We start from the raw sequence: 23,381 nt of genomic DNA on the forward strand, positions 1-23,381 counted from the left end.
TGCTTCCGTACAAGGGGTCTTTGTGAATAAAACAGAACTGATTGAGCACATCGCAAAACACGCCGATATTTCCAAGGCCGCCGCAACCCGCGCGCTGGAATCCACCATTGGCGCAGTGAAGACCACCCTCAAAAAAGGCGGCACGGTTTCTTTGGTTGGCTTTGGTACATTCGCTGTGGGCAAGCGCGCTGCGCGCACTGGCCGCAATCCACGTACCGGCGCTGCGATTAAAATCAAGGCTGCCAAAGTGCCAAAGTTCCGTCCAGGCAAAGCATTGAAAGATGCCCTGAACTAATTTTCGGTTTCGGTTTGGGTGATTAGCTCAGTTGGTAGAGCGTCTGCCTTACACGCAGAATGTCGGCGGTTCGAGCCCGTCATCACCCACCACCCACCCAGCAAAGGCGAACAGAGTGTTCGCCTTTTTTGTTGTTTACATGGAGAGTTAGTGCATGTTTGAATTTGTCCGCCGGAACACCAAGTTCATCGCGGCGCCATTGTTCTTGCTGATCATTGCCGCTTTTGTATTGGTGGGTATTGATGGATACAAAGGTGTTGTCTCCACAGGCGCTACCGTGGCCCAGGTGGGCAACACCAGCATTACCCAGGAAGAATGGGACTTTGCGCACAAAAACGAAGTGGACCGTTTGCGTGCTTCCATCCCCAACCTGGATGCGAAGTTGCTGGACTCTGCCGAAGCGCGCTATGCCACACTGGAGCGCTTGGTGCGTGAGCGTGTAATGGCTGCTGCCGTGAAGGATGCACACCTGACAACATCCGATGCGCGTTTGGCCCGGGAGTTACAGCAAAATCCGACGATCGCTGGTTTGCGCAAACCCGATGGCTCCCTGGATATGGACCGCTATCGCCAGTTGGCCGCTAGCCAGGGCCTGACACCAGAAGGTTTCGAGGCACGTGTTCGTACCGATTTATCGTTGATGCAGGTGGAGTCCGGGGTGACGTCGACCGCCTTTGCGCCCAATGCATTGGCAGACATGGCATTGAATGCTTTCTTTGAGCGTCGCGAAGTACAAATTGCACGCTTCAGCCCGGCTGACTTCGCTGGCAAAGTCAGCCCCACGGATGCAGACATCGAGGCTTTTTACCAAGCGAACCTGTCGCAGTACCAATCGCCTGAATCTGCCACCGTCGAATACGTGGTGTTGGACTTGGATGCCATAAAAAAAACGCTGGTTTTGAACGAGGCTGACCTCAAGTCCTATTTCGAACAAAACGCGAGTCGCCTGAGTGCCAAGGAAGAGCGCCGTGCCAGCCATATTTTGATCAATGCGCCGAAAGAGATGCCTGCCGCTGACCGCGAAAAAGCCAAGTCAACTGCGCAGGCCTTGCTGGAGCAAGCACGCAAGTCTCCCGCTACTTTTGCTGAGCTCGCCAAGAAGAATTCGAACGACATGGGCTCTGCTCCCAATGGCGGGGATCTGGATTTCTTTGCCCGCGGTGCCATGGTCAAGCCGTTTGAAGATGCCGCATTTGCCATGAAGAGAGGTGATATCAGCGATGTTGTGGAGTCCGACTTCGGGTACCACATCATCAAGCTGACGGATGTGAAGGTGCCCAAGCAGCCCGTGTTTGAGGAAGCCCGCGCCGGCTTGGAAGCGGAACTGCGCACCCAGCAGGCCCAGCGCAAGTTTGCCGAAGTGGCAGAGGCCTTCACCAACGGTGTGTACGAGCAATCAGACAGCCTCAAACCTGTGGCTGAACGTCTCAAGCTGGAAGTCAAGCAGGCCAGCCAGGTGCAGCGTCAGCCAGGACCCGATGCCAAGGGGGTGTTGGCCAATGAAAAATTGTTGGCTGCCATATTCAGTGCGGATTCCCTGGAAAAGAAACGCAATACCGAGGCGGTGGAAACTGCGCCCAGCCAGCTGAGTGCCGCGCGTGTGGTGTCTTACAGCCCGGCCGCAGCCTTGCCCTTGTCAGTGGTTCGGGCCCAGGTGCGGGAACAGCTGGTTGCCAGCCGTGCGCAAGAATTGGCCAAAAAAGAAGGCATTGCCAAGTTGGATGCTTGGAAAGCGGCCCCCGCAGCGGCGAATTTCCCCGCTGCTGTGACAGTGTCCCGTGAGGCCAACCAACCCGTACAGGGGCTGTTGCTTGATGCTGCCTTGCGTGCTGATCCGGCCAAGCTGCCCGCCACAGTAGGGGTGGACTTGGGGCGCCAAGGTTATGCGATCGTGAAGGTCAACAAGGTCTTGCCACGCAACCCTGTGGGGGAGGATGTGGCCAAGCAGGAGCGCAACCAATATGCGCAATGGACCGCCAATGCTGAGAGCCTGGCGTACTATGCGGCACTCAAAGAGCGCTTCAAAGTGCAAATCAAAGTACCTGCGCCTGCAAGTTCTGCCCCACCAGAGGCGCCATAAGGGTTTTATCGGGTTATAATTTCCGCTTCACGGTGGCTGTAGCTCAGTTGGTAGAGTCCAGGATTGTGATTCCTGTTGTCGTGGGTTCGAGCCCCATCAGCCACCCCAAAGTATTGAAAACCCTGTCTCCGCAAGGAGCCAGGGTTTTTTTACATCTCACCACTGTATTCGGGCTTGGCGCGCACCTGAAGAAACTTTCTCTGGCAACCCTTGTCTCATTCAACTGACCCGGGCGCGCAGCATGTGATGGCCGCAGCAGCCAGTGGGCAGTCGTTGGATGGAGAAAACACATGGTTGAAGACAGCATCTTTTTCAAGACGATTGATGCGGGCTTTCCGAACATTGGGAAGAAGATCAAACTGTTCTGGGGTCACCCGGAGTTTGTGGCGCTGATGCACGAGCTGCAGCACGACACGGGTAACAGGCCGCGGGCAGGCTTTCCTGCCGGGGTGTTGATGGCGATTCATGAGCTGTCGAACGACCACGATGCGATCTATCCGCATCTCGCGCGCAAAGATGCCAATCTCTGGCACCTTTGAGGTGTCGCGTTTTAGTTCACCATCACCAGTTTGCCCATCACGCCGCGTGAGCCCATGTGGGCATAGGCGGCTTTGAGTTCGGCCATGGGCATGGTGCGGTCAATCACGGGTTTGATCTTGCCTTGTCCGTACCACTGCGCCAATTCCGCCATCATGGCCGCATTGGCTTTGGGTTCCTTCTTGGCAAAGTCGCCCCAGAACACACCGACGATGCTGGCACCTTTAAGCAGTGCCAAGTTGAAGGGCAGTGCAGGTATGGGACCAGATGCAAAACCTACAACCAGATAGCGACCGCGCCAGGCGATAGAGCGGAAGGCGGGCTCGGCAAAATCACCGCCGACAGGGTCGTAAATCACATCGGGGCCCTTACCATTGGTCAGGGCTTTGAGGGCTTCGCGCAAGTTTTCGGTGCTGTAGTTGATGGTGGCGTCTGCGCCAATCGATGCGCAGAGCTCGCACTTCTCTGGGGTGGACGCTGCGGCAATAACGCGGGCGCCCACGGCCTTGGCGATTTGGATGGCTGCTGTGCCAACGCCGCCCGCGGCGCCCAGCACCAGCACGGTTTCACCCGCTTTGAGCTGTGCCCGGTCTACTAGCGCATGGTGCGACGTGGCGTAAATCATGATGAAGGCCGCAGCGTCCACCATGGGGAAACCGGGTGGCAGCGGCATGCACAAAGCTGCAGGTGCGATGGTGTGGGTGGCAAAGCCGCCCGTGCCGCTCAGGCAGGCTACGGCCTGGCCCACCTGGAGGTGCGTGACGCCTTCACCCACCGCCTGCACGATGCCTGCGTATTCCGAGCCCGGAACAAAGGGCAGGGGAGGCTTCATCTGGTACTTATTTTGCACAATCAGAATGTCGGGAAAGTTCAGGCTGGCAGCCTTGATTTCCAGCAGTACTTCGCCGGCCTTGGGCTGCGGTGTGGGCAGTTCTGTCCAGTTCAGGGCTTCGATACCGGTGGGGTTCTCGCATAACCAGGCGTGCATGGGGTGTCTCCAAAAGTTGGCGAATCATAGGTGTCGGATGGCTTGAAAAATGTCTCACGGGCGACCTGGCCTCGCACCCCCCACCTACAATGCTTGCACACTCTGCACTCCTATGAAAATCCTGATTTCCAACGACGACGGCTACCAGGCCCCTGGCATCGTGGCGTTGCATGACGCACTCAAAGACATCGCCCAAGTGGAGGTGATCGCCCCTGAACAAAACAACAGCGCCAAATCGAACGCGCTCACCCTGCATTCCCCGCTCTATGTGCATCGTGCAGCCAATGGCTTTCGGTATGTGAACGGGACCCCAGCCGACTGTGTGCACATTGCGTTGAGTGGCCTGCTGGACTACCGGCCCGATCTGGTCGTTTCGGGTATCAACAACGGCGCCAACATGGGCGATGACACCATTTACTCAGGTACCGTAGGCGCGGCCATGGAGGGTTTTTTGTTTGGTATTCCTGCGATTGCTTTTTCACAGGTCGAGAAAGACTGGGTGCAACTGGCCTCTGCTGCGCAAAAAGCGCGTGAACTGGTGCTCTCCATGCAGCAGCAACAGCTCATCAGCTCCAAGCCCTGGCTTCTTAACGTCAACATTCCCAACTTGCCGTTTGACCAGATCGGCGCAGCAAAGCTGTGCCGCCTGGGCCGGCGCCACGCGGCGGAAAAAGTGATCCAGCAGCAAAGCCCGCGTGGTGAAACCATGTACTGGATCGGTGCTGCGGGCCCTGCGAAGGACGATGCCGATGGCACCGACTTCCACGCCACGGCGCAGGGCCATGTGGCCATTACGCCGCTCAAAGTGGACCTGACCGACCATGACAACTTGGGTTATTGGGCGCAAACCGCGTCTCGTCTTGCACAGCATCCGACGGTTCTTGCATGAAGCCGCGCCCATCGTTCCCCGCCCGGCTGGATGCCACGCTGGCCAAAACGCGGCCTAACCCGCATGGAGCCGTCGCGAGTGGTGGGCTGCCAACGGTCAAACCAGTGTCCAAGACTGCGGTGCATGCCGGCCCTGTCAAGTCTGCTGCATTGCCCACTGCGCGCACCCAGCCGGGCAGCCATCCGCTGCCGCATGCGCCACAAGGACATGGCATGGACTCGCAGGCTGTGCGCCAGCGCATGGTGCAAAAGCTGGCCGGGCAGGGCGTGACCGATCCGCTGGTGCTGGGTGCCATGGGCGCGATCGAACGTCACCGCTTTGTGGACAGTGCCTTGGTCAACCAGGCCTATGAGGACACCAGCTTGCCGATCGGACTGGGTCAAACCATCTCCAAGCCTGGTGTGGTCTCACGGATGATTGAGCTGCTGCGCAACGGTGCCACCGGCCGTGTGGGCCGCGTTCTGGAAATTGGTACGGGCTGCGGTTACCAGGCTGCCGTGCTGAGCCTGGTGGCGGACGAGGTGTACAGCATCGAGCGCCTGCGGGGTCTGCATGACAAGGCGCGCGAGAACCTGCGCCACTTGCGCTTGCCCAATGTACACCTGCTGTTTGGAGATGGCATGGTGGGGTACGCCAAAGGCGCACCCTACGCAGGCATCATCGCGGCTGCGGGTGGGGAGGCTGTGCCGCAAGCCTGGGTGGACCAACTCGCCGTTGGTGGACGCCTAGTGGCACCCGTGGTCACAGGAGCCGGTACCCAGGCCTTGCTGGTGCTGGACAAGACGCCCCAAGGCGTGCGCCAGAGCCTGTTGGAGGCTGTGCATTTTGTCCCCCTAAAATCGGGCATTGCCTAAAGGGAAAGAAACATATGTTTGGTGTGCGTCGTCTTGCGTTGGTGGGTGCCTGTGTGGCGGTGGTGGTCCTGTCTGCTTGTAGCTCCACATCGGTGAACCGCGCGCCTGTGGAAGACCGCGGCAGCTCTGCAGGCAAGCCTGTTGCCGCAGCCGATCCACGCACCCAGGTGGCCAAGCAGCCCCCTGGTTTTGAAAATGCAGGCAAGGCGGGCTACTACACCGTCAAGCCCGGTGATACCCTCATGCGCATTGGCCTGGAAACCGGCCAGGGCCACAAAGACATCGCACGCTGGAACGCGCTGGACAACCCCGACAAAATTGAAGTGGGGCAGGTGCTGCGGGTAGTGCCACCCGTCGTGGACACGGTGGCCGTTGCCAAGCCGGTGACAAGTGCCTCGACGACCACGACCACTTTGCCTGCTGCTGGCGCTGCTTCATCTCCTGCATCTGCTCCAGCCAAAACAGCATCTAGCCCTGCTGCAGCACCTGCGCCCAGTACCCCTGCGCCCGCGGCTGCGGCGTCTGGTGAAGACGAGCTGGCCTGGATTTGGCCCGGTAATGGCCCGGTGGTGGCGGGTTTTGACGAAGTGAAAAACAAAGGCCTTGATATTGGCGGCAGCGCGGGTGATCCGGTGTTGGCGGCCGGAGAAGGCAAGGTGGTGTACGCCGGTGCCGGTCTGCGCGGTTATGGCAACCTGATCATCCTCAAGCACAACAACACCTACCTCACAGCCTATGCCCACAACCAAACCCTGCTGGTCAAAGAAGACCAGACGGTGAAGAAAGGCCAGAAGATCGCCGAAATGGGTAGCAGCGACGCGGACCGTGTGAAACTGCACTTTGAGGTGCGCCGGCAAGGCAAGCCGGTGGATCCGGCCAAGTACCTCCCCGCCAGATAGAGGCTCCCATGAAAAAGCCCCGCCCCCCCGCCCCGGATGACGCTCTAGCCCATCCACTGCACAGGGGGAGCGATTGGGCATCAAATATGCCTCTGGAGCGCATGGAATCTGCGCAAGAAGCTCCTGAAAGCATAGCAAATACAGGTTCTGACGGATGGGCGGCAGAGTTGGTGCAACCCGCGGCTGGCGAGGAGGTGGCCGATGCATTGGCGCTGTACCTGCGCGGCGTGCGGCGTACCGAGCTGTTTACCCCCGAAGAAGAGTTCGCCATGGCCACCCGCGCGCGTGCAGGTGACTTTGCGGCGCGCCAGAGCATGATCGAGCACAACCTGCGCCTGGTGGTCAGCATCGCCAAGGGTTACAACGGACGCGGGGTGCCCATGTCCGACCTGATCGAGGAGGGCAACCTGGGTCTGATGCATGCCATCGACAAGTTCGAGCCCGAACGCGGTTTCCGTTTCTCCACCTACGCCACCTGGTGGATACGCCAGTCCGTCGACCGGGCGCTGATGTACCAGGGCCGTGCCGTGCGTTTGCCGGTGAACGTCGTGCGCGAGGTGCAACAGGTGCTGCGCGCGCGCCGGGCGCTGGAAAACGATGCTGCGCTGGTGGCGCAACGCCCCGAAGGCATCCGTGTGGAAGACATTGCTGCCCTGCTGGGCCGTGAGGCACCCGATGTGGCGGACTTGCTGGCCATGTCGGAAGCACCGCGTTCGCTGGATGCCACGCTCGACCCGGGCGGTGAAGAACACTCGCTGGGCGACAGCTTGGTGGACGAGCTGGCGCTGGACCCGCAGGCCCAGGCCCACGCCCACGAAGTGGATGGGCTGCTGGAGGAGTGGATCGCCACGCTGTCGCCACGCGAACGAGAAATTCTGGAGGGCCGCTTTGGTTTGCATGACCGCGAACCCGAGACCTTGGACGTGATCAGCAGCCGCCTGGGCCTGACGCGTGAACGTGTGCGCCAGGTACAGAACGAGGCGCTGTTCAAGCTCAAGCGCCATCTGGCGCGGCGCGGCATCAAGCGTGAATTCCTGATGTAGGGCGTGGCCCCCACGCTCCGCCACTGCGTGGGTCGCTTTCCCCCCAAGGGGGCTAATTTTTCCCTTTCGGGGCTGACCGCCAGGCGGTTCAGAACTTGGGGCAGCCCTGCGGGAAATTCCCCTGAGTCTGACCTGAGACAATTGGGGGATGAGCGACGCAATTTCCCCGGACACCCAGTCCCCCATCTCCCCTGAAACCCCGACCGAACCCGCACTGCCCGAGGGCTGGCTGCGCGTCAAATCGCTGGACCTGGAGGCCCAGGGTGTGGCCCACCGGCCCGATGGCAAGGTGGTATTCATTGACGGCGCGCTGCCCTTTGAGGTGGTGAGCGCCCAGATCCACCGCAGCAAAAGCAGCTTTGAGAAGGGCACGCTGACCGACATCCACCAGGAGTCGTCTCAGCGCGTGCGCCCGGCCTGTCCGCACTTTGGTCTGCACGAAGGGGCGTGTGGCGGCTGCAAGATGCAGCACCTGCATGTGAGCGCCCAGGTGGCGGTGAAGCAGCGGGTGCTGGAGGACAACCTCTGGCACATCGGCAAGGTCAAGCCCGACAACATCCTGCGCCCCATTGAGGGGCCGGCCTGGGGCTACCGCTACCGCGCGCGCCTGTCGGTGCGCCATGTGCGCAAAAAAGGCCAGGTGCTGATCGGTTTCCACGAGCGCAAGAGCCGCTACGTGGCCGACATGAAGGAATGCCATGTGCTGGCACCCCACGTGAGCGCCATGCTGGTGCCGCTGCGCCGATTGATCGAATCGATGGACGCCGTGGAAACACTGGCACAGATTGAGCTGGCCATGGGGGACATGGCGCCCACTGCTGGCGCCAATGGCGGCGCGGGCGAAGTGATTGCGATGGTGCTGCGCCACCTGGAGCCCTTGTCCGAAGGCGATCTGGACCGTCTGCGCCAGTTCGCGGCGGCCAACCCTGGCCTGCAATGGTGGCTGCAACCCAAGGGGCCGGAGACTATCCACCGCTTGGACGAGTTACCTGGCCACACGACTGGCCAACTGGCCTACCAGCTGCCCGACTTTGGCATCACTATGCCATTTCGCCCCACCGATTTCACGCAGGTGAACCCGCACATCAATCGGGTACTGGTGTCGCGCGCGCTGGGTTTGCTGGCGGTGCAAAAGCATGAACGTGTGATCGACTGGTTCTGCGGCCTGGGCAACTTCACGCTGCCGCTGGCCACACAGGCACGCGAGGTGCTGGGGGTGGAAGGGGCTGAGTCGCTGGTGGCGCGCTCGCGCGAGAACCTGAAGCTCAATATGGCACCAAATTTAGTGCCAAATAGCACGCAAGCCCCCGCAAAATCTGCGCTGGCAGCTACGAAGTTTGTAGCAAGAAACCTGTTTGAAATGACGCCGGAGTTGTTGATTGGCGATGGCGCGGCCGACAAATGGTTGGTGGACCCCCCGCGTGAAGGCGCGTTCTCCCTGGTGCAAGCGCTGGCCGCCCTGCACCAGCAGCCCGAGCTGCGCAAGGGCTGGACGCCGCCCAAGCGGATTGTTTACGTGAGCTGCAACCCGGCTACGCTGGCGCGCGATGCGGGCGTGCTGGTGGCAGAGGCGGGTTACCGCTGTACCAAGGGTGGGGTGGTCAACATGTTCCCCCACACGGCGCACGTGGAGAGTATTGCGGTGTTTGAGTTGGCGGACTGAGCGGCCACACCGCGCGCCGGAATCAATCAGAAGATCAGGACTTGCCGCTGGCTTTGGCAGCGGGCTTGGTCTTTTCTTCTTGGGTCTCGGTGACGATTTCTTCTTGCGGCGGGGGCGGCTTCAGGCCCGAAGGGGCAATCCCTTCAATCTTGTTGTCCCGCATGTATTGGTCCATCTCTTTCCAGCCTGCAAACACGGCAGCCTTGGAAGCCTTTTCATTGAGCGCGTAGCAGTCTTCAATGCTGCGCAAGCCATGGCGGCAGGCGCTGCCGATGGCTTTGGCATCCGCTTCACGTTGGGCCACGCGTGGGTCCGCCAGCAGGGCTTCCAGGTCGCAGCCGGCCAGCAGCAGGGTAAGGGCGATGGGGAGTAGGCGCAGATACATGGATGCAAAGAGTGGTCTAGGTCGTATATCGGCCAATTTTGCGCCCTATTGAGCCTGCCATGCAAAAAGGCCCCGAAGGGCCTTGGTTTGCAGGGGTTTGATGCCACTCAGTCGCGTTCGCCACCGAAGATGCCCAGCAGGGCCAACAGGCTCTGGAACACGTTGATGATGTCCAGGTACAGGGCCAGGGTGGCGCTGATGTAGTTGGTTTCGCCGCCGTCAATGATCTGCTTAATGTCGTAGAGCATGTAGGCGCTGAAGATGCCAATGGCGGCCATGGACATGGCCATCATGCCGGCGGTAGAGCCGACAAAGGCGTTGATTACGCCACCCACCAACAGCACAATCACGCCAACAAACAGCCACTTGCCCATGCCGGACAGGTCGCGTTTGATCACGCTGGCCAGGCTGGCCATGACCAGGAACACACCAGCCGTACCGCCAAACGCCGTGAACACCAGCTCGGCGCCGTTGCGGAAGCCCAGCACGTGGCCGATCAGGCGCGACAACATCAGGCCCATGAAGAAGGTGAAGCCCAGCAGCACCGGCACGCCAGCGGCGGAGTTTTTGGTTTTCTCGATGGCGTAGATGAAACCGAATGCACCGGCCAGAAACACCACCATACCCAGAATGCCACCCAGTGATTGGGTGATGCCGGTTGCCACGCCAATCCAGGCGCCCAGCACGGTGGGTACCAGGCTCAGGGCCAGCAGCCAGTAGGTGTTGCGCAGCACTTTGTTGCGCTGTGCGGAAGATGCGCCATAGCCCAGGCTTTGGCCCATGGTGGTTATGCGATCGGTCATAGTCATAGCTCCTAGTTACTGCAATTTGCAGGTGCGACCATTCTAGGGATAAACAAGGCGCGTACTGCATTTGGCCTTGCGATTGGCCGGGTTTTGTGCAGGGGTGTTCTTCAATAACGACGGCCAAAGCGGTGTCGGCAAACGGTATGCTTGGGGGTTTTCCCTATCTGCTTCTTTTCACCTACAGGGTCTCGCCATGAAAACCAAATCCGTTCTCGAATTCGCTGACGTCAAAGCGATTGCCGCAGCTGCCGAAGCCGAAGCGCTGAAAAACAACTGGGCCGTCAGCATTGCCATCGTGGATGACGGCGGTCACCTGCTGTCGTTCCAGCGTCTGGATGGCGCCGCCCCCATCTCGGCCCACATTGCACCCGCCAAGGCCCATACGGCCGCCATGGGCCGCCGTGAGAGCAAGGTGTATGAGGACATGATCAATGGAGGCCGCGTATCGTTCTTGAGCGCCCCCCATCTGGAAGGCATGCTGGAAGGCGGCGTGCCGATTCTGAAAGACGGCCAATGCTTGGGTGCCGTGGGGGTGAGCGGCGTGAAGTCGAATGAAGACGCCCAGATTGCCAAGGCAGGTATCGCCGCGATCGGTTTGTAATTCCCGGTCCGTAGCGAGCAATCGCTACAAAAACAATAGCTGCCAGCGCACGGTGCACGTGGGTCGGCAGCTATTTTTATGCCTATTTTGTAAGAATCAGCTTGCCGGAGCGGGTGCTCTGCAGGCGGTAGCGTTGGCCGTTATGCTCAATTTCGATGGCCTGGCGTTCTCCCAGCAGCGCGCTGCTGGGCAGCACGGCATCTTGCGCGTGCCCCAAAGCCCATGGCAGGTTCGCACCAGGGGGTTGGGTCGAGCCACTGTCGCAGGACGTCAACGGGGTGGGTTCTGTCACGCCACCTCCCGCTAAGGTTTGGGCTCGGTGATAAAGCCGATCTTGCGCAGGCCGGCCACCTGGGCTGCGCCCATGGCCTGGGCCACAAACTCATAGCGCACCGCCTTATCGCCGCGGATGTGCAGCTCCGGCTGGGGCTCTTTGGCGGCCTCGGCTTGCAGCACCGCGGGCAGGGTGTCGGCCGCCACCGGGTTCAGGTTCAGAAAGTAGGCGCCTTGCGCATCCACGCTGAGCTGGATGGTTTCCGGCTTTGCGTTTTGCGGCTGGCTGGTGGCTGTGGGCAATTCCACGTTCACCGCATGTTTCATCACTGGCACCGTGATGATGAAGATGATCAGCAGCACCAACATCACGTCCACCAGGGGCGTCATATTGATTTCGTTCATCACTTCGCCGTCACTGTCTGCGGCGCCGTCTTGGATTCCGAAAGACATGGCCTTACGCCTTCTTCATGGCAACGACCTTGCCATCGTTGTGGTGCGCACCCACACGGGCACCCGTTACAAAGTAGGCGTGCAGGTCATGGGCAAAGCGGTTGAGCTTTGTCAGGATGGACTTGTTTCCGCGCACCAGCGCGTTGTAGCCCAGCACCGCGGGAATGGCCACGGCCAAGCCCAGCGCAGTCATGATCAGTGCCTCGCCAATGGGGCCAGCAACTTTATCGATGGTGGCGGACCCCGCAGCGCCAATGCCCATCAGCGCGTGGTAGATGCCCCACACGGTACCAAAAAGCCCCACAAACGGTGCCGTGGATCCGACCGAGGCGAGGATGGCCAGGCCACTCTGGAAGCGTGCTGTGCTGTCGTCAATGCTGTTGCGCAGGGAGCGGCTGATCCAGTCGCTGATGTCCAGCGCGTCATGCAGCTGCGTCTGGGTGTTGCGGTGGTGGGCCGTGGCTTCTTGCCCGGCCTGGGCCAGCTGCACAAAAGGGTTGTCTTGCTGGGGGCCCAGGGCTTTCATGCCCGAAGAGAAGTCTTCGCTATGCCAGAACGCCTCGGTGCGCTGGCTGAGCGACTTGAACTTGATGATGTCCAGCGCTTTGATCAGGATCACGATCCATGAGGCCAGGGACATGCCCAGCAACAGTATTGCGACGGCTTTGGTGACCCAGTCGCCTTGCGTCCAGAGGGTCATGAGTCCGAGTTGCGATTCCATTTACTACTCCACTAAAAAGATTCAGAAAAAATTACTGCAGTACCCAATTCACGGGTACGTCAAACCACATGGCCTCCGGAACGCCACCGCGCTTACCCGGCACATAGCGCCATTTCAGAACGGTGTTGAGCGCGGCTTGGTCCAGCCGTTCGAAGCCGCTGGACACCTTCACCGAGGCCTGAGACGCCTGGCCATCGGTGCCAATCAACACACGCACCACCACCTTGCCCTGTTCCTGCAGGCGTTTGCTCAGCGCCGGGTACTGGGGTCTGGGGTTGTTGAGGTAGTCCGCATCGCTGGAAGGCAACTCCACCTTGGGAGGTGCTGGAGGCGCCGGAGGGGCATTGGTCGTGCTGCCAGTGTTGGCGCTTGCGGTTGCAGCCGAGACTGCAGCCGGTGCCGCAGCAGACGGCGCTGGCGTATTGGCCGATGGCGCGATCGCAAGCGGTGCTGGGGCAGGCTGTGGCGCTACCGCGGGTGTTGGGGTGGGGATTGCAGGTTTTGGCGTAGGCGCCTTCACTTGCACCTTGGGTTGCGGCTGAGGTTTGGGCTCAGGCGCTGGTGGCGCAGGTGGAGCCATGATCTCCACCAAAATTTCGGCTGGCACCACGGCTTCAGCCACCCGGCGCAGCAAGCCGACCTGCATGGCCCACAGGACCGCCACGTGCAGGGCAATCACGCTGAAAACGATGGTGGTATTGCGGCTCATAAACAATGGGTTGACTGCCTTGAAGATCATCTTGTCAAAGTGGATTTGCCTTACCGGCTGGGCTTATGAGGGACTTGTGGTTGGCTGTGTCGAGCAGCGCGGGCGTTGCGTCCTGCAATGTGCGGCAGCCACACAGGGCCATGGCGACTTCCAACTCATCGCGCAGCAGACGCAACACGTGCGCTACGCCCATTGCGCCCGCGTTTGCCAGGCCGTAAATGTAGGGCCGACCCACTAACACCGCGTTTGCTCCGAGGGCCAGGGCCTTGAGCACGTCGGTGCCTCGACGGATACCCCCATCCACCAGTAGCGGCAGGGAGCCGCCTAAAGTGTCGGCTATGCGCGGCAGCACCGCAGCGGTGGAGGGCATGGTGTCCAGTGTGCGGCCACCATGGTTGGAGATCACCAGACCGGCAATGTTCAAGCTGGCTGCTTGGCGTGCATCGTCAGCATGCGTCACGCCCTTAAGCAATACCGGAAGGCGGGTCTGTGCTTGCAGCCAAGCTACATCGTCCCATGTTGCAGCGTGGTGCAGCAGGCTGTCAAACAAAGGGCTCTGACCAGCGTCAAGTGGTTCCGCTGATGGCATTTGCATGCCATGCAGATTAACGGCCCATATGCCTGCCGGCAGGTGAAAATTGGCCCTGCGCTCGCGGTCGCGCACACCACTGGTGGGGGCATCGACGGTCAGCACCAAGGCCTCATATCCGGCCGCCTCGGCGCGCTGGACCAGCTCGCGTGTGTGTCCCCGATCCGGCTGCAGGTAGAGCTGGAACCACAGCGGGCCGCGATCTAGCTCGTTCCGAATGGCGCTGGCAACGTGTTCCAAAGAAACACTAGACTGGGTGCTCAGTACCAGGCCGGCCCCCAGGGCTGCAGCGGCATGGGCCGTGGCCAACTCGCCATCGGCATGGGCTAATTTCTGATGGGCTACGGGTGCCAAAAGGATGGGGTGGGCCAGGGTACGGTTCAGCAGCTGTATGCGGGTGTGGCCGCCGGCGAGGGGGCGCAATACACGTGGCAACAATGCAATCTGATCCCAAGCTATGCGGTTGGTACGCAGCGTTAGTTCGTCTGCGGCACCGCCGCTGAAATAAGCCCAAGCATTGGAGTCGAGCTGTGTTTGTGCATGGCTTTCGTGGTCGGCCAGGGTCACAACACCGTCTGGCACGCGTGCCCGTGCAAGGGTCTTGCTCATGTGTCCGCCCACATGCGCAGGAGGTTGTGGTAGGTGCCTGTGAGTGCGGTGGTCTCTGCATTGTCACCGTGCTGCTGGCGTAAGCGCAGCAGGTTCATGTCCAGCTCATAGAGCAGGCGACGCTGCTCGTCGCTGCGCACCATGCTTTCAATCCAGAAAAAACTGGCAATTCGGTACCCCTGGGTCACTGGCATCACTTCATGGAGGCTGGAACTTGGGTAGAGCACCATGTCGCCCGCAGCGAGTTTGACCTTCTGGGCGCCAAAGGTGTCATGAATGGTGAGTTCGCCGCCTTCATACTCGTCAGGGTCCGCCAGAAAAAGCGTGCAGCTCACATCGGAGCGCACGTACTGGCTGGGACTGCGCGAGTGCATGATTGCTGCATCGATGTGTTGGCCGTAATGTTCGGTCAGTCCACCATATCGATTGAAGAGTGGGTTGAATATTTTTTTCGGAAGTGCTGCCGAAAAGAATATGGGATGCCGGTTGATGGCCTGCAATACCAGAGTCTGCAGGCGCTGCGACTCGGAACTGTCCTGTGAAAGCTGTTCGTTATTCTTGACCAGCAGGGCTTGTGGCCCCGCCGTCGCCCGACCATCCCGCCATGGGGCATGTGCAAGCTCCGCCCGAGCTTGTGCAAGCTCATTGGCGGTCAGGACATGGGGGATGTGTATCAACATGGAACAGGCCTGTTGTCAGTTTCTGTCGATTCGGTCTATTAGAACTGCAACTTGAGTGTGAGCTGGGCCGAGCGGGCTGCACCTGCGGTGTAGAAGCTGCTGTACAGACCATCGGCATAGCGCTCATCGGTGACGTTGTTGATATTGAACTTGAGCGATGTCATTTCGTTGATGGTGTACTCAGCCATCAGGTCCAGCGTAGTGAACTCCTTGGCATTCAGGTTTTTGTTAGTCAATGGAGTCTGGCGGCTGCGGTAGTTCAAGCCCGCGCCTACGCGAATCTGCGAGTCGATCTTGTAGGTGCTCCAAAGGCTGCCACTGTGTACGGGGGTCAGGCCTGGACGGTCTCCGGCCTGGGGGGTGTTCGCGTTGGTGGTGTAAACGGCATCAATGATCTTGGCATTCGGAATCCAGGTCCACGACAAGTAAGCCTCCCAGGCAGGTGTTATCCGGCCAGCGATGTTGATGTCCAAACCTGCGGTATGGCGTTTGCCGGAAAGTAGTTCCTGAGTGGCGGCGCTGTCAGGATCGGTGTTGCGCTCGTTGTACTTTTCAGAGAAGAACAGCGACGATGTCAGCATGAGCTTCTTGTCGAACAGGTCGAACTTGCCGCCAACTTCTATATTCCGACTTTTTTCCGGGGGCGTGTTCGCTGAGCGCGATGTGGGTGAACCGACGGCGTATTGGTAGGTATCTCCGGAAACGTTGTAAGACGTGCCGTAGGAAGTGTAGTAAGAGGACCAGTCATTGGGCTGGTATATCGCGCCGAGGCGCGGGCTCCACAATGAATCGTTTCGGTTGTTGCTGCCGCCGGCAGTCGTGTAGTAGCTGGCTGTGAATTGGTCGTTGCGCAGACCACCTACCAATTTGAGCTCCGGCGTGAGTTCCATCGTGTCTTGCAGGTACACACCGATGTTGCGAGCATTGAATTTGTTCATCGGGGCATCACCTCGTGTGTCCGTGCGGAACTCGCCATCGTTCGGCGTGCCAACTAATGTGGTGGACAAAGTGCCTGTTGCATTGCCTCCAGCATAGTTGTTGTTGCGCAGGGCGTCTTCGTTGGACAAGTCGACGCCTGTGATAATCTGATGCTTGAATCCCAGCCAAGTGACAGTATCGCTGTAATCGCTTTGCAGATTGGTTATCGTGCTGTAAGCAATGCGCCCTTTTTGGGTGCGGGAGATGGACGTGTTGTCGTTCACAACACTGGCGGATGCGGGTGTCGTGGTGAAACGCAGGGCACTAGCCCAAAGATCCCGGTAATACAGTCCGTGGCGCAGAGTAGTCTTCAATTCGGCGCGATCGTCAAAACGATGGGTATGGCTGGCGGTAGCGTAGTTTGCAGATCCGCGGTTGTAGTCGCTGGCGAGTCCGTAATAGTTCTTCGAATCCAAGATCGTCTGAATTTCACCACCGCTGGTTAGCCAGGGAAGGCCATAGACTGCCCGATTGTTGTATTCCAGATGGTAGAGGCTGACCAAAAACTCGTCTTGGGTCCCGATGCCCCAGCGATAACCTACAGCCGCTCCTGATTTTCCCACTTTGGCACCGTAATTGTCAGCTTCGTTGTTCATCAAATTGAGGCGCAGAGCCGCGTTCTCGTCGGTCTGGAAATTGAAATCTCCTGTCACTTGACGCTCATTGCCAGTTCCAACGGTCACGTTGACTTCGTGTGATGTCATCAATGAGGGGGTTTTGCTGACCTGATTGACTACGCCGCCTGTCGAGCCGCGACCGAACAACATTGATGCAGAGCCTTTAAGTACCTCGATGCGGTCGTTGTTGAATGTGTCGCGCTCATAGATCATGGAGTCACGCATGCCGTCGACATAGACATCACCTGATTGCGTGAGCGAAAAACCACGCAGGCGCACGTCTTCTTCGCCTGTTTCTCCTGCCAGAAAGCTTATGCCACCTGTAGTGCGCAACACTTCTTTAAAGTCGTCAAGATTGCGGTCATCAATCAGCTTTTCGGTGAGCACGGTGATGGATTGGGGGATGTCGCGCAACTCTTGCTTGCCCTTGCCGATGGACGTGGTGGTGGCGCGGAGACTATCCTTGCCTTGTGCCTCTTCGGCTTTTTCAATGATGGTGACCTGTTTGAGGGTTTTGACTTCCGCTTCATTGACTTGCTGGGCCAAGGCCCCCACCGAGCTGGCAAGCAGCATCGCCCCCAGCGGGAGTAGTCGAGTAGTTTGAACGGGGGAGGGGCGAGCGAAAGCAGGAGCAAGTGGTGGCATGGCGCTAAGTCTTCAGGGTAGAGGGCTGGCTGGCTATGTCATGGCTGCCGGATGGCAGCCAGGTGTGGCTTGCTGCTGTGGGTTAATAACAAGTAAACAAGAAGCGTTCTTGTTTACTATCAAAAAAAAGCGATCGATTTACCGGGACAGGGACACGGAAATTGGCATCCAGGTTTGCGTGGCGAGGCTGGCTTGGGCGTGGCATTTGTCGATGACGTCACGGGCGCATTCTTCGCAGCGGCCACACTGGGTCGCAACGCCAAGTTCAAACTGGATGTCGTCGAATCCCTTGCCCTCGCTGGCGTGCAGAGCAATCTCTTTCTCGGACACGCGGCGGCAAACGCAAACAATCATGGCAAATCGGGGGAGGCTGATATTGATGGGAGGATTCTAAATGAGAATCTATCCTATTTGTATTCTGTGTAAAGAAATATGTGGATTTTGTGTGGTCTGCGCAAATCAAGCAGCAGGCCGCGTGAACGTCGTCACGACGTCAAGCGGTTTTAGGTGTGAAATATGCCTGAAAACCAATCAAGTACTGCGTGGGCAGCTATCAAAAAGATAGTAGAGTAGCGTGGTTGTCCCAAGCCACCGGCAGGGGGTAGCGTTGGGGCAGAGGCAGGGCATCCCGGTATAGCAGGGCGGTGGCCTCCCCGCCCGCCAGCCAACGTTCACCCTGCGCAGCCAAGGCGCCTGCGCCTGCGAGTGCCTGTGTGCGCAGCATCTCGCCCTGGGTCGACCAGCTGGCTAGCCAACCCGCATGCGGGGCACTGGCCCAAAAGAGGTTTCCGGCCCAGCACACATCACCCGCGTAGCCGTCCCATGCTGCGGGAGCTTCGCCCGGGTTCCAGTCCACCGTACGCAGTTGATCGCCCCGCAGCAGGGCAAGCGCGGGGGCTTGGCGCCGGTCAGGGAGCGCCGGGTGTTCGGCCTGCAGCGCAATGCCCAGCGTGCCATCGGGCGCAAAGGCCAGGTGGCGCAGGCTGAGGTAGTGGTCGTCCAGCCGGTACTGCGCCAGTACCTGGCCACTGTGCACGTCCAGCCGGGTCAGGTTGGAATCCATGCGGCCAATATTGAGCTTGCGCCGCCCGGTTTCGGGCAAGTTCAGGATGCCACCGTTGGCCACGATCAGGGTGCCGGTGGGCTCCAGCAGCAGGGCGTGGGGGCCAATTCCGCCGCTGGGGAATTCGCGCAGCTTTTCCAGTGTCAGCAGGTCGCGCTCGGCGACCAAGCCCTGGCCGGTGTCGCCATCGGTTTCGGTGGTGAAAAACGTGTTGCCGCTGGCCGACAGGGCTGCGTGTCCACCGAGGTAGCGGTCGTCTTCCATGGTGTGCCACTGCAGTGCCTGGTTGCGCAGCGGGTCCATGCGCAACAGATATTCGCCGGGCCGGCGCGCCAAAACCAGCGCCTGCAAGGGCTGCTGGCCGCTGGCCGGCAGCACCAGCAGCTGGTGTGCGCGTGCGGGCAGGGCAATGCCGCGGGGGGATGTTTGGCCGGGTGTCCAGATCCCGGCCCAGGATTGCTCGCCGCGCATCCAGGCGGTCAGCACGCGGGGAGCTGTGTTGCGTGCAGCGGCAGCGTGGGCGCCCAGACCGGTACCCGCCAGGCCCAGCGCCATGGCTTGGCCCAAAAAAGCACGGCGCGTGCTTGTAGCACGCATAGCCAGTTCAGTCCCCATCGGCGTCGGTGAAGCCCATGGTGATGGTCAGCACGTCGCTGGCCAGGCCATTGGCCAGCGCAGAGACCTGGGCCAGCGCCGCCTGTGCTGCGCGTACCGAGGCGACGTTGCCAGGGCGCGCCGCCTGCACGGCACGCAGCAGGGTGGCCGTGCGCTCCTGCAGGGCCAGGCTGTCGCGCAAATGGCCACGGCCCAGCAGCAGGCTGTTCAAGCTGCCCGCCACCGGCCAGCCGGGCGTGGCAGCTTGGGTGGCCGCCTGGGCAGCGGGGGAGCCGAGCAAAAATGCCTGCAAGCCTTGGGCTTGGGCTTGCCAACAAGCTGCCGTTTGTCCGCTAAGGCCGCGCACCCAGGGGGCACTGTCCTTGCCACGGGTGTCCGCCACCATCTTTTTGATGCGCAGCTGATCCAGCCCGCCCACCGCCTGGCCAAACCATTCGCCGTACAGGGCCCAGGCGTCCTCCTCTTCCCGCTCGGTGCTGGCCAGGGTTTGGTAGCCTGTTTGAAGGGCTTGGCTCTCGGCCAGCACCTGCTGGGCTAGCACGCTGGCATAGGCCTGCGCGTGGCCGCTGCCATCGGTTTTCCAGAGCAGCCATTCCAGCGCGGGCAGGCCACGCGCGGTGGCGCCCACGGTGTCAAGCTGCGCCACCGCGGTGACGCTGCCACTCTCCAGCAGGCGCTGGATTTGGGCCGGGCGGGTGGGCCAAAAGTCAATCGCGCGGGCCGAACGGCGCTCCAGCAGCGGGCCCACGGCCACAGCGGCCAGCCGCTCCCAGGCCAGCATGGCGTTCACCCACAGGGGCCGGTGCTGTGCCCAGGGCGCTTGGGCCTGTGCCAGGGACTGCACCAGGGCCTGCGCGGCCAGCTGCAGGGCAGCAGCGCTGGGCAGCAAGTGCTGTGCCAGCAGGCCCTGCACCATCTGGGCCGATGAGATGTAGGGCGCAGCCACCTTGGGTGTTGCTATGGTTTTAGTAGCTGCTTGCGCAATATCCATAAGCACTAGAGCACTAGATGGCATATATTTCAGCAGGGCGCGTCGTTTCACAAAGACTCCACAAAAGCCACCAGCGCTTGCCGGTCGCGGGCATTGAGTTGCAGCACTTGCTGCTTGGCCGCCTGGGCTTCACCACCGTGCCACAGGATGGCTTCCAACACGCCATTGGCGCGCCCGTCGTGCAGCAGGCGGCGGTGGCCGTTGACGTCGTGCACCAGGCCCACGCCCCACAGAGGCGGGGTTTTCCACTGCTGGCCATTGGCAGCGTAGTCGGGGCGGCCATCGGCCAGGTCCGGGCCCATGTTGTGCAGCAGCAGGTCGGTGTAAGGCCAAATTTTCAGGCCCTGCACCTTGGGACTAGAGAAGCGCGGGAAGGGCGCCGCACCCGTGGTGTAGCTGGGCCGGTGGCAGGCACTGCACTGGGCCTGCGCAAACAGGGCCTGGCCGCGCAGCACTTGGGCGTCGTTCACATTGCGCCGGGCGGCCGGGGCCAGTGTGGCCTGGTAGAAGATCACATCCCCCAGCGTGCGGTCGTCAATTTCGGGGGTCTTGCTCTGTGCGCCACGGGGTGCGGCCAGGCAGTCCTTTTGCGCGGGCGTGCAAGCCTCGTCCGGGTGCTGGGCCGAGGTGATGCCGATGTCGCCCAAAAATGCGCCCGCGGTTTGGCTGGCCACGCTGGCCTGGTTGGCCTTCCAGCCAAAGCGGCCCAAACGCTTCGCCTGCGCAAAGTCGTCCCACACGTGGTTGGGCTGGCCTTTGATGGGGCCTGGACTTGCCGCTTGCGTGGCGGCGTTGGCCAAGATCTCGGATTCGGGGATGGCTTCGAGCAGGCCCACACCAGCCATTTGCGGCGCAATGCGCGGGCTGATCATGGCGCCGGGCGCCAGCGGGCCATAGGCTAGGTTCGTCAGGCTGTAGAGAGGCTTGCGCAAAGTGTAGGGCGTGCCATCGGCAAACTTTCCGCGCAGGGTTTGGTAGCGGATGCGCACCTGACCCTCAGGCTGTACGCCTTGAATGGCCGCGTTGTTGAATTGGTCGCCGTACACCGGGTCGGGCACCACACCGCCGTGGGCGCCGGTGCCGGGGATGGACAGGCGCATCAGCAGCGCCACGGGCGGATCGCTCAGGCCCTTGCGGAAGTCCGGCGGGGCGCCACGGCCGTCTTGCACATGGCAACCGCCGCACGAACGGGCGATGAAGTGCGGGCCCAGGCCGTCGCGCGCGGTGGTGGAGGCCGGGGCTTCCACCCAGTTGCGGCGGAAGAAGGAATTGCCCACGGCAAAACGCGCGCGCTCCTCGTCGTCCAGTGTGGGGAAGGGCATGGAGAACGCGTTGCGCCCGGTGGCAAAGGCTGTGGCCTCTGCGGCAGTGAGCTCACCCTGCACTGCACCGGAGAGGTCTGCGTCGCTATGGCCCCAGAGGGGCCACAGCAAACCTGCCACTGCGCCCGCCGCTGTCAGCACCAGGCCGACTTTTTGACGGGTGCGCAACTTCATTTGGCTTGGGCCAGCTTGGTAATGCCCAGCACGGCAGCCGCTTCGGTGATGTCCTTGGACTGTTGCACCAGGCTGTCGATGGTTTTTTGCACCCGGATGCGGCCAGCCGCGTCTTTGGCGCCCACGATTTCCCGGTCAAACGGGGCCTGGATGGCGCTGGCGTTGGTCACGCTCTGGGCAATCTGTTGGCTCACCTTGTCGGCCAGGGCAGCGTTCTTGGCGGCCACAAGCTCCTTGAGGGAAGCGCCTTGCAGCGTGCTGCCATCCAGGCGCTTGTAGCTGCCCAGCCAGACGTTTTCAATGCCCTGGGCATTGGTCACCACATCGCGGTGGGTGTTGTCGGAGAAGCAGGAGTGTTCGTCTTCCTTGTCCTGCGTGTTCATGGCCACTTCGAGGCGTTCGCCGGCCAGTTCACCGCGCGACAGGGAGCCCATGCCCACGATGATCTTGCGCACCGACTGGATGCCGCCTTGCTCAAACTTGGCGCGGTAATTTTTGGCGTTGGGGGCCCAGGCCTTGACCAGGAAGCCGAGGTCGTCGATCAGCAACTCGGTGGCCGTCACCAGGTAGGCGCGGCGGCGGTCGGCATTGGGGGCTTTGCCGTCCACAAAGTCTTCAAACGAGCGGTTGCCGGGGCCGGTGTCGCTCTGGTCCTGGCCCCACAGCGAGAACTCGATAGCGTGCCAGCCGGCAGCAATGTTCTCTTCACCGCCGCGCTCGTTGAGCTTGGCCAAGTTGGCCTTGGTGATCTTGATTTTGGGGTTGTTGATCAGGCCCGCCTTGGGCTTGCCCGCTACGCTGTCGATGTAAGACTCGTCCAGCGGCCAGGCGTTGATGCGGCCTTCCGGGCCGTTGTCATCGTCAATCGGGCCGCTGTAGAAGCGGAACACCTCGGTCTGGCCATAAAACTCGCGCGCCGCCAGCCAGGCTTTTTTGGCATCTTCTAGGCCCTGGGCGGAAGGTGCGGCGGTGAAGGAGACGATGGCCTTCTGCAGGGTCTGCGCGCTGGTCAACACGTCGCTGTAGTTGGCGTGCACCAGCGTGCTGTAGTGCAGCACCACCGCTTTTGCGTCAATAGATTGGGCTTGGGCCGGAAATCCCGCGAGCAGGGCAGCGCCGAGCAGGGTGGCTGTGAGGAAGTGTCGCTTTTGCATGCACGTCTTTCTGAAATTGACAAAGAGACTGCCAAGCAGATATGTGCACGGCAGGTACGATGTGTATGTTAATACAAATCGTTCTCATTTGTAGACAAAAGAAAGCGCCAGCGTGATCTGGCGCAAAAGCTGGGCGTCTAGCGAGGCTTAGGACAGTTCGCCCATTTGGCTCTGCAGGTAGTTCTGCAGTCCCACCTTGCCAATCAGGTCGATCTGGGTTTCCAAAAAGTCGATGTGCTCTTCGGTGTCATCCAGGATTTTTTGCAGCAAATCGCGGGATACGTAGTCGCGTACCGATTCGCAGTGGGCAATGCCGGCCTTGATGGTGGCCTGCGCGCCCATTTCTGCCTTCAGGTCGCATTCCAGTGCTTCTGGCACGTTTTCGCCAACCAGGATCTTGGCCATGTCTTGCAGGTTGGGCAGGCCGTCGAGCATGAAGATGCGGTCCATCAGCATGTCCGCGTGCTTCATTTCGCCGATCGATTCGGAGTATTCCTTTTTGGCGAGCTTCTCCAGGCCCCAGTGCTTGTACATGCGGTAGTGCAAGAAATACTGGTTGATGGCGGTGAGCTCATTTTTGAGTTGGGCCTGCAGATGGCCAATGACTTGTGCGTCGCCTTTCATGGGAACTCCTTGTAGTGAAGAGGGCGATTATCCCTAGGTGATCCGCTTCCCACGAATCGAGCGCCGCCGAATAACCCCCAAACAGAAACCATAAAAATATTGCAAATGAGAACGATTCGCATAT

General features: G+C 60.5%; 25 protein-coding genes and 2 tRNA genes. 11 read left to right on the top strand and 16 right to left on the bottom strand.

Going from position 1 to position 23,381, the window contains the following annotated elements:
* Positions 1–22 precede the first annotated feature (22 nt).
* The 5 genes from CHU94_RS12655 (at position 23) to CHU94_RS12675 (ending at position 2,914) form a co-directional block, all read left to right on the top strand.
* Positions 23–295, top strand: coding sequence for an HU family DNA-binding protein (locus CHU94_RS12655; RefSeq protein ID WP_066709320.1), 273 nt, complete (start codon positions 23–25; stop codon positions 293–295).
* 16 nt (positions 296–311) lie between these two features.
* Positions 312–387: transfer RNA gene (locus CHU94_RS12660), tRNA-Val, on the top strand.
* Positions 388–449: 62 nt separating this feature from the next.
* Positions 450–2,375 (top strand): SurA N-terminal domain-containing protein, encoded by a 1,926-nt coding sequence (locus tag CHU94_RS12665; protein ID WP_094480373.1) that lies wholly within the window; start codon positions 450–452, stop codon positions 2,373–2,375.
* Between the two features lie 32 nt (positions 2,376–2,407).
* Positions 2,408–2,483, top strand: a tRNA-His gene (locus CHU94_RS12670).
* 182 nt (positions 2,484–2,665) lie between these two features.
* A complete protein-coding gene (locus CHU94_RS12675) occupies positions 2,666–2,914 on the top strand; it encodes a hypothetical protein (RefSeq protein WP_094480375.1) in 249 nt (82 codons plus the stop codon).
* 11 nt (positions 2,915–2,925) lie between these two features.
* Here CHU94_RS12675 and CHU94_RS12680 read toward each other — a convergent pair whose 3' ends face one another.
* The gene (locus CHU94_RS12680) at positions 2,926–3,900 is read right to left on the bottom strand and encodes an NADPH:quinone oxidoreductase family protein (protein ID WP_094480378.1); all 975 of its coding nucleotides are present in this window, start codon (positions 3,898–3,900) and stop codon (positions 2,926–2,928) included.
* A 112-nt stretch (positions 3,901–4,012) separates the two neighbouring features.
* Between CHU94_RS12680 and surE the strand changes: the two genes are divergently transcribed.
* The 5 genes from surE (at position 4,013) to rlmD (ending at position 9,248) form a co-directional block, all read left to right on the top strand.
* Complete coding sequence (gene surE / locus CHU94_RS12685; protein ID WP_094480380.1) at positions 4,013–4,789, top strand: 5'/3'-nucleotidase SurE; 777 nt, start codon at positions 4,013–4,015, stop codon at positions 4,787–4,789.
* Between the two features lie 212 nt (positions 4,790–5,001).
* Entirely contained in the window at positions 5,002–5,643 is a 642-nt protein-coding gene (locus CHU94_RS12690; RefSeq protein ID WP_094481060.1) for a protein-L-isoaspartate(D-aspartate) O-methyltransferase, read from the top strand.
* Between the two features lie 14 nt (positions 5,644–5,657).
* Entirely contained in the window at positions 5,658–6,542 is an 885-nt protein-coding gene (locus CHU94_RS12695) for a peptidoglycan DD-metalloendopeptidase family protein (protein WP_094480382.1), read from the top strand.
* Positions 6,543–6,550: 8 nt separating this feature from the next.
* The gene (locus CHU94_RS12700; RefSeq protein WP_094480384.1) at positions 6,551–7,585 is read left to right on the top strand and encodes a sigma-70 family RNA polymerase sigma factor; all 1,035 of its coding nucleotides are present in this window, start codon (positions 6,551–6,553) and stop codon (positions 7,583–7,585) included.
* Positions 7,586–7,733: 148 nt separating this feature from the next.
* On the top strand, positions 7,734–9,248 hold the full coding sequence (gene rlmD / locus CHU94_RS12705) for a 23S rRNA (uracil(1939)-C(5))-methyltransferase RlmD (protein WP_094480386.1): 1,515 nt from the start codon (positions 7,734–7,736) through the stop codon (positions 9,246–9,248).
* 34 nt (positions 9,249–9,282) lie between these two features.
* Here rlmD and CHU94_RS12710 read toward each other — a convergent pair whose 3' ends face one another.
* On the bottom strand, positions 9,283–9,633 hold the full coding sequence (locus CHU94_RS12710; RefSeq protein WP_255033939.1) for a hypothetical protein: 351 nt from the start codon (positions 9,631–9,633) through the stop codon (positions 9,283–9,285).
* A 107-nt stretch (positions 9,634–9,740) separates the two neighbouring features.
* Positions 9,741–10,436, bottom strand: a complete 696-nt coding sequence (locus tag CHU94_RS12715) for a Bax inhibitor-1 family protein (RefSeq protein ID WP_094480388.1) — start codon at positions 10,434–10,436, stop codon at positions 9,741–9,743.
* A gap of 196 nt (positions 10,437–10,632) precedes the next feature.
* Here CHU94_RS12715 and CHU94_RS12720 point away from each other — a divergent pair, with 196 nt between their 5' ends.
* A complete protein-coding gene (locus CHU94_RS12720) occupies positions 10,633–11,040 on the top strand; it encodes a heme-binding protein (RefSeq protein ID WP_094480390.1) in 408 nt (135 codons plus the stop codon).
* Positions 11,041–11,122: 82 nt separating this feature from the next.
* On the opposite strand, the gene CHU94_RS12725 is transcribed toward CHU94_RS12720, so the two are convergent.
* From CHU94_RS12725 to bfr, 13 genes are all read right to left on the bottom strand, one after another.
* On the bottom strand, positions 11,123–11,332 hold the full coding sequence (locus CHU94_RS12725; protein WP_217901312.1) for a hemin uptake protein HemP: 210 nt from the start codon (positions 11,330–11,332) through the stop codon (positions 11,123–11,125).
* Between the two features lie 11 nt (positions 11,333–11,343).
* A complete protein-coding gene (locus CHU94_RS12730; RefSeq protein WP_094480392.1) occupies positions 11,344–11,766 on the bottom strand; it encodes a biopolymer transporter ExbD in 423 nt (140 codons plus the stop codon).
* 4 nt (positions 11,767–11,770) lie between these two features.
* Entirely contained in the window at positions 11,771–12,487 is a 717-nt protein-coding gene (locus CHU94_RS12735; protein WP_094480394.1) for a MotA/TolQ/ExbB proton channel family protein, read from the bottom strand.
* 31 nt (positions 12,488–12,518) lie between these two features.
* Entirely contained in the window at positions 12,519–13,196 is a 678-nt protein-coding gene (locus tag CHU94_RS12740) for an energy transducer TonB (RefSeq protein ID WP_094481064.1), read from the bottom strand.
* A 34-nt stretch (positions 13,197–13,230) separates the two neighbouring features.
* A complete protein-coding gene (locus tag CHU94_RS12745) occupies positions 13,231–14,394 on the bottom strand; it encodes an alpha-hydroxy acid oxidase (RefSeq protein WP_094480396.1) in 1,164 nt (387 codons plus the stop codon).
* Positions 14,391–15,074, bottom strand: coding sequence for a Fe2+-dependent dioxygenase (locus CHU94_RS12750; RefSeq protein WP_094480398.1), 684 nt, complete (start codon positions 15,072–15,074; stop codon positions 14,391–14,393). Before CHU94_RS12750 ends, CHU94_RS12745 begins: the two co-directional genes overlap by 4 nt.
* Positions 15,075–15,112: 38 nt before the next feature.
* Positions 15,113–17,314 carry a TonB-dependent siderophore receptor gene (locus CHU94_RS12755; RefSeq protein ID WP_094480400.1) on the bottom strand — a complete coding sequence of 734 codons (2,202 nt, stop codon included), beginning with the start codon at positions 17,312–17,314 and terminating at the stop codon, positions 15,113–15,115.
* A 138-nt stretch (positions 17,315–17,452) separates the two neighbouring features.
* Positions 17,453–17,668 (bottom strand): bacterioferritin-associated ferredoxin, encoded by a 216-nt coding sequence (locus CHU94_RS12760; protein ID WP_094480402.1) that lies wholly within the window; start codon positions 17,666–17,668, stop codon positions 17,453–17,455.
* Between the two features lie 199 nt (positions 17,669–17,867).
* Positions 17,868–18,974, bottom strand: a complete 1,107-nt coding sequence (locus CHU94_RS12765; RefSeq protein WP_176452017.1) for a DUF1513 domain-containing protein — start codon at positions 18,972–18,974, stop codon at positions 17,868–17,870.
* A 7-nt stretch (positions 18,975–18,981) separates the two neighbouring features.
* A complete protein-coding gene (locus tag CHU94_RS12770; RefSeq protein WP_176452018.1) occupies positions 18,982–19,983 on the bottom strand; it encodes an imelysin family protein in 1,002 nt (333 codons plus the stop codon).
* 47 nt (positions 19,984–20,030) lie between these two features.
* Positions 20,031–21,479, bottom strand: coding sequence for a di-heme oxidoredictase family protein (locus CHU94_RS12775; RefSeq protein WP_094480408.1), 1,449 nt, complete (start codon positions 21,477–21,479; stop codon positions 20,031–20,033).
* Positions 21,476–22,633, bottom strand: coding sequence for an imelysin family protein (locus CHU94_RS12780; protein WP_094480410.1), 1,158 nt, complete (start codon positions 22,631–22,633; stop codon positions 21,476–21,478). Before CHU94_RS12780 ends, CHU94_RS12775 begins: the two co-directional genes overlap by 4 nt.
* 147 nt (positions 22,634–22,780) lie before the next feature.
* Entirely contained in the window at positions 22,781–23,257 is a 477-nt protein-coding gene (gene bfr / locus CHU94_RS12785; protein WP_094480412.1) for a bacterioferritin, read from the bottom strand.
* Positions 23,258–23,381 lie beyond the last annotated feature (124 nt).

The organism is Rhodoferax sp. TH121, assembly GCF_002251855.1.
GTDB lineage: Bacteria > Pseudomonadota > Gammaproteobacteria > Burkholderiales > Burkholderiaceae_C > Allorhodoferax.